The organism is Ruegeria sp. BB7, assembly GCF_056539365.1.
The window spans coordinates 263,296-277,701 of sequence record NZ_JBQFUV010000001.1 but is presented as its reverse complement, the minus strand read 5'-3'; the positions used below and the strand labels follow the sequence as shown (position 1 = coordinate 277,701).

At 55.7% G+C, this 14,406-nt stretch carries 11 protein-coding genes; 6 read left to right on the top strand and 5 right to left on the bottom strand.

Going from position 1 to position 14,406, the window contains the following annotated elements:
- Positions 1-29 precede the first annotated feature (29 nt).
- From ACR0D7_RS01400 to ACR0D7_RS01390, 3 genes are all read left to right on the top strand, one after another.
- On the top strand, positions 30-608 hold the full coding sequence (locus ACR0D7_RS01400; RefSeq protein ID WP_480677425.1) for a lytic transglycosylase domain-containing protein: 579 nt from the start codon (positions 30-32) through the stop codon (positions 606-608).
- 97 nt (positions 609-705) lie between these two features.
- A complete protein-coding gene (locus ACR0D7_RS01395) occupies positions 706-1,668 on the top strand; it encodes a LuxR C-terminal-related transcriptional regulator (RefSeq protein WP_480677424.1) in 963 nt (320 codons plus the stop codon).
- A gap of 129 nt (positions 1,669-1,797) precedes the next feature.
- Complete coding sequence (locus ACR0D7_RS01390) at positions 1,798-2,784, top strand: MBL fold metallo-hydrolase (RefSeq protein ID WP_480677423.1); 987 nt, start codon at positions 1,798-1,800, stop codon at positions 2,782-2,784.
- Between the two features lie 72 nt (positions 2,785-2,856).
- Here ACR0D7_RS01390 and ACR0D7_RS01385 read toward each other — a convergent pair whose 3' ends face one another.
- The 5 genes from ACR0D7_RS01385 to miaA form a co-directional block, all read right to left on the bottom strand.
- Positions 2,857-4,944, bottom strand: a complete 2,088-nt coding sequence (locus ACR0D7_RS01385; RefSeq protein WP_480677422.1) for a dipeptide ABC transporter ATP-binding protein — start codon at positions 4,942-4,944, stop codon at positions 2,857-2,859.
- Positions 4,945-5,034: 90 nt separating this feature from the next.
- Positions 5,035-6,498, bottom strand: a complete 1,464-nt coding sequence (locus ACR0D7_RS01380; RefSeq protein WP_480677421.1) for an ABC transporter permease — start codon at positions 6,496-6,498, stop codon at positions 5,035-5,037.
- 13 nt (positions 6,499-6,511) lie between these two features.
- Entirely contained in the window at positions 6,512-7,558 is a 1,047-nt protein-coding gene (locus ACR0D7_RS01375) for an ABC transporter permease (RefSeq protein ID WP_170569769.1), read from the bottom strand.
- Between the two features lie 122 nt (positions 7,559-7,680).
- The gene (locus ACR0D7_RS01370; protein WP_480677420.1) at positions 7,681-9,351 is read right to left on the bottom strand and encodes an ABC transporter substrate-binding protein; all 1,671 of its coding nucleotides are present in this window, start codon (positions 9,349-9,351) and stop codon (positions 7,681-7,683) included.
- 323 nt (positions 9,352-9,674) lie between these two features.
- Entirely contained in the window at positions 9,675-10,568 is an 894-nt protein-coding gene (miaA, locus tag ACR0D7_RS01365; RefSeq protein ID WP_480677419.1) for a tRNA (adenosine(37)-N6)-dimethylallyltransferase MiaA, read from the bottom strand.
- A 96-nt stretch (positions 10,569-10,664) separates the two neighbouring features.
- Between miaA and pyrH the strand changes: the two genes are divergently transcribed.
- From pyrH to ACR0D7_RS01350, 3 genes are all read left to right on the top strand, one after another.
- Positions 10,665-11,417, top strand: coding sequence for a UMP kinase (pyrH, locus tag ACR0D7_RS01360; RefSeq protein ID WP_170381366.1), 753 nt, complete (start codon positions 10,665-10,667; stop codon positions 11,415-11,417).
- Positions 11,418-11,658: 241 nt separating this feature from the next.
- Positions 11,659-12,885: an aminotransferase class V-fold PLP-dependent enzyme gene (locus ACR0D7_RS01355; RefSeq protein ID WP_480677418.1), complete on the top strand. Its 1,227-nt coding sequence runs from the start codon at positions 11,659-11,661 to the stop codon at positions 12,883-12,885.
- Positions 12,886-12,933: 48 nt separating this feature from the next.
- On the top strand, positions 12,934-14,355 hold the full coding sequence (locus ACR0D7_RS01350) for a cryptochrome/photolyase family protein (RefSeq protein ID WP_480677417.1): 1,422 nt from the start codon (positions 12,934-12,936) through the stop codon (positions 14,353-14,355).
- The last annotated feature ends 51 nt before the right edge of the window (positions 14,356-14,406 follow it).

Below are 14,406 nucleotides of genomic sequence, written 5' to 3'. Positions count from 1 at the left end.
AAGGTCCTGAACGAGCGAGATCGGCTTTAATGCGTTTTCTGGTTGGTTGTTTTGTTGGTATTTGCATTGCTCTGGTTTCGGTTCCGGTAGCAGCGCAAACGTTGTCGACGAAAAGCCGGAAGGACATTTTTCTTAAACAGTCCAAGGTTTTGGATACACGCGCAGCAACACAGTACCGGGATTCTGAACGGCTCAAGCCCAAACCTGCTCAGCCCACGTTCAACAAGCGATATACAGGGAAGTATCGCGGTGAGTTCATAACACTGGCTCGTCAGGCGGCGCGTAAACATAAGGTGCCAGAAGACCTGTTCCTGCGTTTGGTGCAGCAGGAAAGCGGTTGGAACCCGCATGCGAAATCTCACAAGGGCGCATTGGGTCTGGCGCAATTGATGCCCGGCACAGCGCAGCTTTTGGGTGTGAACCCGCATGACCCCAAACAAAATCTGGAAGGCGGCGCGCGGTATCTTTCGTGGCAATATCGAAAGTTCAAATCCTGGCGCCTTGCGCTTGCGGCCTATAATGCGGGGCCAGAAGCGGTCGAAAAACACGGCGGTGTTCCACCATACAAAGAAACCCAGAACTATGTGAAAGTGATCTGGGGCGGCTAGAACAGCAACGCTGCGGCGCAGCGCGCCCGGTTCTTGCTTGCAGGCCGTTCGTCACCTTAACCTGTTCGGGTAACGCTCGGGATAGGGAACCTTGTCGATGGCAGTTGATCGCCCGCAGATACCCAAGGAAACCTTGGCCAATTGGCAGCGACTTGTAGACCTGGTCGCCCAGCTTGCCGATGTTCCTGCCAGCCTGATTATGAAAACAGATGCCCCTGATCACTCTGTGCTCATTACTTCGGATCATCCTGATAACCCATATCCAGTGGGGATGAATTTTCGCCTGAACCCCAAACTTTATTGTCAGGGGGTATTGCAACGCGACGAAGAGCTTGTGGTGGAAGACGCTGCATGCGAACCAGCGTGGTCCGATAATGAAGACTTAGAGCATGGCATGTCGTTCTACATAGGCTTGCCACTCAAATGGCCAGATGGCTCTGTCTTTGGAACAATTTGCGTGCTGGACCGGAAACGCAATCGTCGTGCATTGATATTTCGCGAAGGGCTGGCCCAGTTTGCCCGTATGGTCGAGTCGGATCTGGCTTTATTACAAGAGGTTTACCTGCGCCGGGCGCTTGAGGAAAAATTGAACATTACGCTAGCGCAACTGGAAACCCGCGTGCAGGAACGAACACGCGAACTACAGGAAACCAACACCGCTCTGCGCGTTTTGTTGTCCAGCTTGGATGATGATCGGAAAAACCGGGACCACCAGATTGTCGAACGGGTGCGCAGTATGGTTTTACCTTATCTTGACAAGCTACGGGACCAAATTGGACCGGATAAGGCTCAGCACGTTTACCTCGATCTGGCCGAACAGAACCTGCAAGAGATCACGTCATTGATGTCGGACAGGCTATCAGACGCTTTCGCAGTGATGACTCCGACCGAGATCGAAATTGCGCAATTGGTTATGTCCGGTAAGACAACAAAAGATATTGCCCGAGCATTATCACGTGAGACGTCGACGATAGATTTCCACCGCAATAATATAAGGCGCAAGCTTGGCCTGGAAGGGCGCGGCCAAAACCTGCGGAGTCATCTCCTCACGATTTCGTGATGCCCAACTATGGGGATTTCCCCCATATTTTCCCCGGAAATTTCCGATCTGAACCAATCTGGCCGACCTCGGTATCCTGTCGAAGATAGCGCGGAGATCACCGCGGCTGTCCAACAGAGAGGAAAAAACATGGATCGCAATGATCTTAAACCGACATTCCTGAAGGGTGAAAGAGATGACTTGGCACCGGGACTTTCGCGCCGGTCACTATTCATGGCGGCAGGCGCTGCTGGAGTTTGCGCCGGGGCTTCACTGATAGGCACTAAACCGGTTCAGGCGCAGTCGCAGGCGTGGCTGCAACCTGGCAACAACAATCACGTAATCGACCTGCAGGGTACAACTGGCCAGCCCAGCACTGGAACGGTCGGTATCGATTACTATGGCCATTGTGCGATCAAGATCACATCGCCAGGTGGGGCGACAGTTCTATTCGACCCGTGGCGCGATGATCCGTCAGGGGCGTGGGGGCTATGGTTCAGAAATGAGTTCCCGCAAATCCCGGTTGACATAACCATGTCCACGCATGCCCATTTCGATCACGATGCGATCGAACGGCCCAGTTCGACCATGGTACTGGATCGGATGGTCGGAAACTTCGAATTCGCCGATCTCAAGATTACAGGCTTTGCCGACAAACATGCCTGCGTCGCTCCGGGCTGGTACGATTGGACGAACGCTCTGGCCGAATTCGGCGCTGAAGCCTGTCCTCCGAACAATGTCGGGCATATGGATATGGTCGTCTACCTTGTAGAGACCGGAGGGATCCGCACGCTCATATGGGGAGACAACCGCCACAATCCCCCTGCGGAGTTTTGGGATGCGATCGGGCAGGTGGATGTTCTGACACTGCCGGTGGATGGATCGCAACATATCCTCAGCTATGACCAAGGCAATGACATCGTTGCCAAGCTTAAACCCAAGATTGTTATTCCGACGCACTACCTGAACGAAGTGACTTCCTATACCCTCACGACGTTGCAATCAGCGGATGAATGGGTGAAGGCACAGCCCAGTCACAAGATGCTAGACAGCGGTAGCCTACGGCTTGAAGCAGGAGAGATTGCAGGCATGAAACAGGAGTTCATGCATTTTGGGAATAATGTTCTGACGGGTTAAGTTTTGTCACCCCGAAACCTCAAGGCGCAAAAAAAGGCCGGTCAAAGACCGGCCTTTTTCGAGTTCGTTTCTCTATTCAGCAGCGATTTTGATCACGGGTTCCATGCGGGCCAGAATGTCTTCGGCAAGGTGGCATTTCACCTGGTGCCCATCGGCCAGAGTTTTTACTGGTGGCACGTCGCGTTCACACAATCCGCCGGGAACTTCGGACTTCCAACGGCACCGGGTCTGGAATGGGCAGCCCGGAGGTGGACTCATCGCTGACGGGATGTCTCCCTCAAGGACGATATGCTGCTTTTCGATAGACGTGTCCGCAATCGGCACAGCGCTCAGCAGAGCTTCGGTATAGGGATGATATGGCGGGGCAAAGACCTGATCGGTTGTGCCCAGTTCGACCACATGGCCCAGATACATCACCATCACCCGATCACTCAGATAGCGCACGATGGACAGGTCATGGCTGATGAACAACAGCGTCGTTTTGTGTTCGCGCTGAATTTCCATCAGCAGGTCGGTTACTGCCGCCTGCACCGATACATCCAGCGCCGAGACCGGTTCGTCCGCGACCACGATCCTCGCATCACCGGCAAAGGCCCGCGCTATACCAACACGCTGTTTCTGGCCGCCGGACAGTTGCCTTGGCATGCGGTCGGCAAAGGCCCGGGGCAGTTTTACCAAGTCCAGCAGTTCCAGCATGCGTTTCTTGCGCTCGGCCTCGGATTTGCCGACGCCAAATATCTCTAGCGCTCGGATGATCTGACGGCCCACCGTCATCGAGGGGTTCAGCGTGTCGAACGGGTTCTGGAAAACCATCTGAACTTCACCCACGGTCTTGGCATCGCGTTCTTCGATGGGCACGGCCTCGATATTGCGGTTGTCCAGTAGAATCTGACCATCGGTCGCTGTTTCCAGCCCCATCAGCACCTTGGCAAAGGTGGATTTGCCACAACCGGATTCACCTACAATGGCGAGTGTTTCGGATTCGTGCGCTTCGAAACTCAGCGTTTCGTTGGCCTTCACCACCTTCGTGTCACCACCGCCGAACAACGCGTTTGCGGCTACCTCATAGTATTTCTTGAGGTTGTCCATTTTCAGAACGGTGCGGCCAATCTCGGCCTTTTCCTTCTGTTCGCCCACTGTGATCGGCGCATTCCAGTCGATCTCTTGGAACTTCAGACAGCGCGTGTGATGGCGGTCATTGCCCGGCACTGGCTCCATCAGAATGTTCTGCGCGTCGCAGCGGCCTTTTTCGAAATAGTCGCAACGTGGACCAAAGTTACATCCCGGCGGGCGTTCGTGCGGCAAGGGAAAGTTCCCCGGAATGGCCACCAAAGGCCGCGCGTTCTTGTCTGCGCCGGGTAGGGGGATCGAACGGAACAGAGCCTGCGTATAGGGATGCTGCATCTCGTCGAACACATCGTGGATCGAGCCACGTTCAACAGCTTCACCAGAATACATCACGCACAGCCGGTCGCAGGTCTCAAGAACCAGCCCAAGGTTATGCGAAATAAATAGCATGGAGGTGCCGTATTTCTTACCCAAATCCTTGACCAGTTCGACCACGGCGGCCTCAACTGTTACGTCCAGAGCGGTCGTAGGCTCATCGAGAATTAGCAGCGATGGTTTTGACATCAGCGCCATCGCGATCACAATCCGCTGCTGCTGACCGCCCGACAACTGATGCGGGAAAGAGTTCAACATTCGCTCGGGGTCAGGCAGGCGCACATCGGTAACCACCTCCAACGCGCGGGCATATGCTTCTTCAGCACCGACGCCCTCGTGGATCATCGGCACTTCCATCAATTGCTTTCCGATCTTCATCGCCGGGTTCAGACTGGCCATGGGCTCCTGATAAATCATCGCGATCTCGTTGCCGCGAATGTCGCGCAATTCGTCCGAAGTCATCTCGGACAAATCGCGCCCTTTGAACTTGATCGTGCCGCCGACGATTCGACCATTCTTGCCGAGATCCTGCATGACCCCTAGCGCCACGGTGGATTTGCCGCAGCCCGATTCGCCAACAAGCCCGACGGCTTCGCCGGGCTGCACACTGACCGAAAAATCCATCACCGCAGGAATTTCCCGCAAGCGGGTGAAGAATGAAATCGACAGCTTGTCGATCTCCAGGATCGGGCCGTCATAATCCGCCATTTTGCTCATCTTGCTTACTCCTCGCCAAATGGGGGATCCCCTTCATCTGGCTAAAAATATCTCGGGGGTCCGGGGGCAGAGCCCCCGGCCTCAATCACATCAGTCCTTCAGACTTTCTTCGCGCAGACCGTCAGCCAGCAGGTTCAGACCAAGAACCAGTGACAGCAGCGCCAACGCTGGCGGCAGGGCAGGGTGCAAGTAGATCGACAGCAGCTTGCGCCCTTCGTTGATCGTCGAACCCCAGTCCGGGCTTTCCGGCGGAAGGCCCAGACCGAAGAAACCCAATGTCCCCAGAAGGATAGTGGTATAGCCAATCCGCAGGCAGAAATCGACGATCAGCGGACCGCGCGCATTGGGCAGGATTTCCCAAAGCATGATGTACCAAGGGCCTTCTCCCCGGGTTTGTGCGGCAGCTACGTAGTCACGGGTTTTGATGTCCAGTGCCAGCCCCCGCACGATGCGGAACACTGTGGGTGAATTCACGAAAACCACCGAGACGAACACCACGAGAATACCACCTGGAATGTTGAACAGGTCCAGATAGGTCGGCAGACCCCAGATGCGGTAGCTATCGGTATTGATGATATAGCCGCCAGTCGAGATCAGCGACAGGTACAGCCATATCGCAACACCCAGAACCCCGATCAACAGCGGTGTGCGAAATGTCGGTCGCGTGTAATAGCGCGAATTCAACAAAACGCCGATGAACAGGATCGGAAAGACAAAGAGCACTGCCGCCATATAGTTCGGCACGCCAGTCGCCACGATTTCCGGTGTGACCAGCAGATAGAACAGCAGGATCACCGGGAAAGCGAGGATCAGGTTGGCAAGGAAGGACAGGAACGTATCCAGACGACCGCCATAGTAACCGGCGGGCAGGCCCAGAGTGATCCCGACCATAAAGGCGAACAACGTGGCAAGTGGCGCAATCTGCACCACGATCCATGCGCCTTTGACCATACGGCTGAACACGTCGCGCGCAAGGTTATCACCCCCCAGCAGATACCAAGTGTACTCCCCTTCTTCCGGGCTGGGCAGCGGTGTCCCTGGAAGCTTGTTTTTCATCCCCGACACCTGCGACAGCGGGTCATGGGTGATGATCAGGTCCAGCGCACCAAAGACGCCTGTGAAAACCCAGAACATGACAAGACCAAAGCCGATCATGCCTATGGGGCTGTCGAACAGTTTGCCATACAATCCCAGACGCCGCTTGAAGGCGATGGACATGGCATACAGGATGATCATTGAGAGCAAGACAGGCAGAAACTGCCGCGAAATCGCACCGATGATCCCTGCGCCAGTGCCCAATAATATACCAAGCACGATATAGGCCAACGCGAGGGCGACAGTTGCGGTAAAGCTGTAGCGAAGCGCCTTTTGCGTCAGTCCACGCAGGCCTGAGCCTGAACTGAGGGTTCCATCCAGATTGACGCTCATCGGTGCCTCTGGCAGCACGATGCTTCCGACAATCCAGATCACGATGGACACCAGAAGGGCGGCGATTGCGACCATCAACAGCGGGTTCAGGAAGGCGATAGAGCCGGTCCAGGTAAGTGGTTCCATAATCTATCCCTCCTTAAGAAATGCGGATGCGCGGGTTGAGGTAGACATAGCCGATATCCGAGATCAGCTGCGTCACCAGCACCACAAAGACCGACACGACCGAAATCGCCAGCAACAGCTGTATGTCGTTGTTGCCCGCCGCCTGAACCAGTGCCCAGCCAAAGCCTTTGTAGTTGAACAGGGTCTCGACGATCACCACGCCGTTCAGCAGCCATGGGAACTGCAGCATGATGACGGTAAAGGGCGCGATCAGTGCATTTCGCAGCGCGTGTTTCATGACGATGTTCGGGAATGAAACACCCTTCAGGCGCGCGGTGCGGATATACTGTGCCGTCATCACCTCGGTCATCGAGGCGCGGGTCATCCGGGCGATATAGCCCATGCCATAAAGCGCGATGGTAAGCACCGGCAGGAAGAAGTTCTCGAATGTGGGGTTTTCCATCGCCTGCGTCGCGGTGCCCTTGAACCACTTTAGTCCAACAGCAGAAGAGGTGAAAATTGCGATGAAGATAACGCCGGACACATATTCGGGTGTCGCCGTCGTTGTGATGGCAAAAGTCGACAGTGTTCGGTCGGTGGCAGAGCCTTCTTTCATCCCCGCAAGAATGCCCAGTATCAGGGCTGAAGGGACCATCAGCAACATAACCCAGAACATCAGCCTGCCGGTCAGGGCTAAGCGATTGCCCACAACCTTCGATACTTCCTCTTTGAAAACAGTAGAGTAGCCCCAATAACCTTGTAGAATGCCACAGAAATTGGGGGCCTCTTCTGCCGATTGACCAGGCAAAATGCATCTGCCCTGAATAGTGCCATCTTCGTTCTCATATCGGAAGGAAGGCAGAATCCCCAGCCATTCACCGTATTTGATCGGCGTTGGCTGTAAGTATCCATTCTTTTCCAGAAAACTCTCGACCTGCTCATCCGACATCCGAAAGTTGCCCTGCGTTTTCGCGAGCTTTTCGAGGTTTGGATAAAGGTTGGTGAGGAAAAAGACTAAAAATGTAAGGCACAATGCTGTCATAAGCATGATGCCCACGCGTCTTAGGATAAATAGTCCCATGTTAGCCCCTGTTGGTAGGCTGGCGTGAATTTTGTTTGGCTTCACGCATAGCTGTTTTATGGTCGCCGCAGTCCGGACGAAAAGGCCGCGCCAATGCGGCGCGGCCTTGTGTTATAGTTGGCTCAGGACAAAATGCCGAACTTGTAAAGCTGCGGCAGGTCCGCGATGTGCTTTTCGACACCCACCATATTTTCGCGGTGATGACGCATCGCTGTCCGCCAGTAGGGCTGAATTGTAACGCCTTCTTCGATCATAATCGCTTGCAGTTTAGCCATCACCTCGCGGCGTTTGTCGACATCGGCGATCGAGTTTGCTTCGGCCAGCAGGGCGTCGAACTCTTCATTGGCAAAGCCCGATTCATTCCATGCGACACCTGACTTATAGGCCAGCGCCAGAACCTGTGTGCCCAATGGGCGGTGGTTCCAGTTGGTCGACGAGAACGCATATTTGGTCCAGTCATTCCAGAAAGTCGATCCTGGCAGTACGGTATGCCTGGCCTTGATGCCAGCGTCGTTCAACTGAGCAACCACAGCCGCCGTTGTGTTCCGACGCCAGTCGTCATCGATCGACTGAACTTCGTGCTCAAAGTCACCCATGCCCGCTTCGTCCATCAGCGCTTTGGCGCCTGCAGGATCGTACGGGATGCGTGTCACGGCCGAGTCATGCTCGGGGTGCATCGGGCCAACATGGCAGTTGTCCGCAGGAATGCCGTAGCCCGACATACCCAGCTCCAGACAAACTTCGTTGTCAACAGCCATAGCCAAGGCCTGACGGACCCGCTTGTCGCCATAGATCTTGTTGCCGTTGCCGTCTTCGGCCAGTTGGTTGGGACGGATGACAATGGTAAAGCCCGACGGGATTTCCGAACGGACAAGGCCGATGCCATCAAAGATGTCGACGAATTCGCCAACCGATTCCCAGTTCATGTCGATTTCTTCGGCCTCATACGCAGCCAGGAAGGCGGCTGGATCTGTGCCGTAGTCAATGAACTCGATCCGGTCGATGTAACCTCCTTTGCCGGCCTCGTAACCCCACCAATCGAAGCCTTCATTGCGGACCAGTACGCCTTTCACTCCAACTTCGTGGCTTTCTGGTATCATGAAACCGGTGCCGATCGGGTTGCCCAGCATGTCATTGGCATCAAAACTGCTGTGTACAATGGCTGCCGGGTAATCGGCCATACCAGGGATGATCGTGATGTCCGGGGCGTTACACTTTAGCTTCACGGTGTGACTGTCGACTACTGTGATCGCGCCATCGGATGCCTTTTGCGTTGTCGCATCCGCCAACGAGGCCATACGCGCAGCCATCGAGTTGCCTTCGACCGTTGCATCACACCAAGCGGTGATGTTGCGCGCAACGTCTTCGGCGGTGAAATCATCGCCGTTGTTCCACTTTACGCCCTTGCGCACGTTAAGTGTGTACTCGGTTGCGTTATCGTTGGCTTCCCAGCTTTCCAGCAGCATGGGCTTGAAGGAACCGTCATTGTTGTATTCGACCAGATATTCCAGCCAACCCGCCGTGAATGTGGCAATCTGGGTCCAGTCATAGGTGCGCGGATCCTTGAGGGCGCGAACCTCCATCTGATAGCGGATTGTGCCGCCGCGCGGAGGTTCTTGTGCTGCTGCAGGTGATTGCAGGCCGATCATGCTGTAGGCAGTCGGAACAGCAACACCCAACGCGGTTGCGCGAGCGATGAACTCGCGTCGGCTGAGCTTGCCGTCGCGACATTCCTGAGCGTGCATTTCTGCCGCCCAATGGACCGGTGCTCCGGTGAGTGTTTGATGTTTCATGAATGTCTCTCCCTGTGACACATTTTTTATGAAGAGTGGTAGAACCGCTCAGACCGTCTGACACCGGTCGGCAAGTTCGTGAAAGTCGAGCTGAATGCTAATCATCCCCATACAGCTATTCGGCCCCAGAAACTGGGTTAGGTCAATGCGTGAAATCGACATTCATGGCACAAAAGCGACATGCTTGGGGTGTGCTTAAAGCTTCAATAGGGTGTGTTGGGCTGATTTCGCCATTGTATACTGTCGTAAACAGGCCAAAAGGGTGTGATTGGGAATCGTCAGATGGTTTGCCAGTTTGGCAGAGACTCAAAGTGGCGTACGTATCACGCTGAGAAATCAATGCGATTCCATTTTTGCATTCGTGCGCGAAACCATGTTCGTTGCCGTTTGGCGAATTGCCGGGTGGCAATTGTCGCGCGCTCCTTGGCAGCATCAAGAGACAGGCGGCCGTCTAGATAGGCCATCAACTCGGGTACGCCGATGGCTTTGAATGCTGGTAGAGACGGGTCATAGAGGTCCCGCATTGCCTCAACCTCGTCCAACGCGCCGGTGTCCAACATCTGATCGAACCGGCGTGTGATGCGATCCAGAAGCCATTGTTTTTCCGTGTCAAAAACGATTGGAACCGCGTCCGCAATATCCAAAATAGGAGGAGGCGTCTCGGCCTGCCAATCGCGTAAGCTGCGCCCGGTGGCCTTCTGCACCTCCCATGCGCGCTGAACGCGGGCCCGGTTTTGAATGTCAATCCGGCTGAGTGTTTCCGCGTCAACGCCTTCGATCAGAGTGGGCAGTTCCAATTGATCCGCTTCGGCCCGGATTGCGGGCGGCGTGGCTGGGATATCAGCCATTCCCTCGGTCAGGGCCGAGAAATACAGGCCCGTGCCGCCAACGATGATGGGGCGCTTGTCACCTGACAACAGGGGGGTCACTTCGCGCAGCCAGTGTCCGGTGGAATAGTCCTGATCATAGGCGATATGGCCATAAAGAAGATGCGGCGCGCGTGCCTCTTCTTCGATCGAAGGCCTGGCAGAGATCATCCGCCAGCAATCATAGACCTGACTGGCATCGGCGTTGACGATCACGCCGCCGAAAGTCTCGGCGATTTGCAAAGCGAGCGCCGATTTGCCCGAGGCCGTCGGCCCAGCAATCAAAACTGGTTTGTCATCGGGGATGGGAGGCAGGCGGTCCCAAATCTGCGAACTGTCGTTATTAGCCATCCAGGGTGCCTCAATTCTCACCATCCGCATTGAACCCGCGGAGTTTTTGCTTCATTTTGCGCCGGAAAATAAACCCGTGCCAGCCCGGAGCGCAACATGAGCCTTTCCCCGACAGTCGAAACGATCGAAGCCCCCAAGACAAAGTACAGCCGAGTGATGCTGAAGATCTCGGGTGAGGCGTTGATGGGGGATCAGGGGTTTGGCCTGCATCCACCCACGGTTCAGCGCATCGCGCAAGAGGTCAAATCGGTGCACGATCTGGGCGTCGAGATCTGTATGGTCATTGGTGGCGGCAATATCTTCCGTGGTCTTAGTGGCTCGGCTCAGGGGATGGAACGGACGACCGCCGACTATATGGGCATGCTGGCCACGGTGATGAACGCGCTGGGGATGCAATCAGCTCTGGAAGAAGTCGGGGTGTTTACCCGTGTCATCTCGGCCATTCGTATGGATGAGGTGTGCGAGCCGTACATCCGTCGTCGTGCCGTGCGACACCTTGAAAAGAAACGGGTCTGCATTTTTGCCGCCGGGACCGGAAACCCTTATTTTACGACCGATACCGCGGCGACCTTGCGGGCTAATGAAATGGCGTGTGAGGCAATCTTTATGGGCAAGAACGGCGTGGATGGCGTCTATGACAAAGACCCAAAAGAGCACGCGGACGCGGTGCGTTATGACACGGTCACCTATGACGATGTGCTGGCCAAGCGGTTGCGTGTCATGGATGCCTCGGCCATCGCGCTGGCACGCGACAACAACCTGCCACTAATCGTCTTCGGGCTGGACGAACCCGGCGGTTTCCGCGGCATTCTGGCGGGCGAGGGGACCTATACCAAGGTTCAGGGCTAAGCCGACGTCCACGAGTTTGCAACGCCGGGCTATCGAGCCCGGCTTTTTTTATGTCAGGAACGGTTGTGTTCTTGACGAAACGAAGGGCTCTGGGCAATTTAGCGCCGTTCCTGCGCGACGCGGGGCTGCGGACACCCATAGGTGTCGGCTGGGCTGGAAGACCTGCCATGATTTCTGAGGGTTCCGAAATCATGCTCGGGCACCTCTTGGATTTACGAGCATGATCAAGGAGGCACGTGCCATGAGCACTCTGGATATCAATTTTGTTCGGTCGCAGTTCCCGGCTTTTTCCGAACCCAGTCTGCAAGGGCAGGCGTTTTTTGAGAACGCTGGTGGGTCTTATACCTGTCAGCCGGTGATAGATCGTCTGTCGCGCTATTACACCCAACGCAAAGTACAGCCCTATGCCCCCTATGATGCCAGCCGTCTGGCAGGCGAAGAGATGGACGAGGCCCGCTCCCGAATGGCCGCAATTCTAGGCGTTGATACCGATGAGCTGAGCTTTGGCCCATCGACCACGCAGAACACCTATGTTCTGGCGCAAGCGTTCCGGCAGTGGATGCAGCCGGGCGAGGCGATCATCGTTACCAATCAGGATCACGAAGCCAATTCCGGCCCGTGGCGGCGTCTGGCTGAGGACGGCATCGAAATCCGTGAATGGCAGATCGATCCGGAAACCGGATCACTGAACCCGGCGGATCTTGAGAATCTGTTGGACGAGAAGGTCCGTCTGGTCTGTTTTCCTCATTGCTCGAACGTGATCGGAGAGATCAATCCCGTCACGGAAATCACTGCCATTGCCCATGCGGCTGGGGCGTTTGTTTGCGTCGACGGCGTTTCATACGCGCCGCATGGCTTTCCGAATGTTGGTGATCTGGGACCTGATATCTATTTGTTTTCAGCCTACAAAACCTACGGCCCCCATCAGGGCTGCATGGTGATCCGTCGGGCTTTGGGAGAGCTGCTGCCGAACCAGGGTCATTTTTTTAATGGAGAAGATCTGTATAGACGCTTCACTCCTGCCGGACCGGATCACGCTCAGGTCGCGGCCTGCGCTGGAATGGCGGATTACGTCGATATGCTGTCGGATCACCATAACGGACCCCAAGGCGACCCGACTGCGCGCGGTGCATTTGTGCATGAGCTGATGCGTGGGCGAGAGATTGCTCTGCTGCAACCTGTGCTGGATGCAGTCAAAGACCGCAACGCAGTCCGTCTGATCGGCACGTCGGATGCTGCGCGGCGTGCGCCGACCGTGGCTCTCGCCTTGAACCGGAGCACCGCTGCGGTAGCTGCCGATCTTGTCGAACACGGGATTATGGCCGAAGGCGGAGATTTTTACGCCGTGCGCCCGTTGCAGGCGATGGGCGTTGATCTGAAACAGGGCGTTCTACGGGTCAGCTTTACGCACTATACCTCTCAGCAGGAAATTGATCAGTTATTGAACGCACTTGACGCCGTTTTGTGATCCAGTTTCCGCCCGGCTTCGTAATGCGAAGAAAACAACCGGGCGGTTATGGAAAACAACCAATCACCGATCATCATATGGTTCCGGCGGGATTTGCGCCTGTCGGACCATCCCGCGCTAAGTGCTGCGGCCCAAACGGGTCGTCCTATTTTGCCGGTTTTCATTCTGGACGATTTGGCTCAAGCGCTTGGTGCGGCGCCGAAATGGCGACTTGGGCTGGGACTTGAAGCTTTCGCGCAATCTCTGTCGCACATTGGCAGCCGGTTAATCCTGCGGCGCGGGGACGCGCTGACTGTTTTGCAGAACCTAATCGCAGAAACCGGAGCCAGCGGCGTCTATTGGACGCGAGCGTATGATCCTGATGCCATCGCCCGTGACACACGCATTAAGTCTGCTTTGGCAGAGCAGGGGGTAGAGGCCAAATCATTTTCGGGCCACCTGCTGTTCGAGCCATGGACCGTCGCCACTAAGGCGGGCCAACCTTTCCGGGTTTTTACTCCGATGTGGAGGGTGGTTCAGGGGCGTGAAGTTCCCGCGCCCGAACCAGAGCCGCCAATAAAGGCGCCGTCAACATGGCCATCTTCAGAAGATTTAAAGACGTGGAACCTGGGTGCGGCAATGAACCGGGGCGCGGCCGTGGTCGCACCTTTTGTCCGCCCCGGAGAGAATGCCGCCTTTGAGGCTTTGCACGAATTTCTGGACCGAATCCCAAACTATTCGCACGACCGGGACCGTCTGGATTTGAAGGGTACCTCGGATCTGTCCGAATACCTGTCGCTCGGCGAAATCGGCCCCCGCAGTGTCTGGCATGCGGTTCAGCGGGCCGCGATGAACGGTACGCAAGGGACAGACGCCTATTTGCGCCAATTGGTTTGGCGTGAGTTTGCGTACCACTTGATGTATCACACACCGCGTTTGCTCAGCGGGAACTGGAAACCGGAATGGGATGCGTTCCCGTGGCATAGCGATGCCAGTCGGCCCGAGGTGATCGCCTGGCGTCAGGCCCGCACCGGTATTCCTGTTGTCGATGCGGGGTTGCGTCAAATGTATGTGACCGGTCGTATGCACAACCGGGCGCGCATGATCGTCGCAAGCTACTTGACCAAGCATCTGATGACGCACTGGAAAATCGGAATGGATTGGTTTACTGAGTGCCTGATTGACTGGGACCCGGCTGCAAATGCGATGGGTTGGCAGTGGGTGGCAGGTTCCGGTCCGGATGCATCACCGTTCTTTCGGATATTTAACCCACTGACACAGCAGGAAAAATTTGATCCTGATGATGTTTATCTAAAACACTGGATCGCCGAAGAACAGGCCAAGCCTTCGGCTACGGCGTTGGCTTATTTTGGGGCTGTGCCGCATTCGTGGGCGCTTGATCCGGCGGAAAATTACCCTTCACCAGTGGTCGATCTGGCCGCTGGCCGAGCGTGCGCCTTGGCGGCTTATGAAGGCCGAAAAACCGGGTAAGGAACTGAAAACTTGCCAGAAACACAAACTCGGCCTAGCTTTTAACTGCGG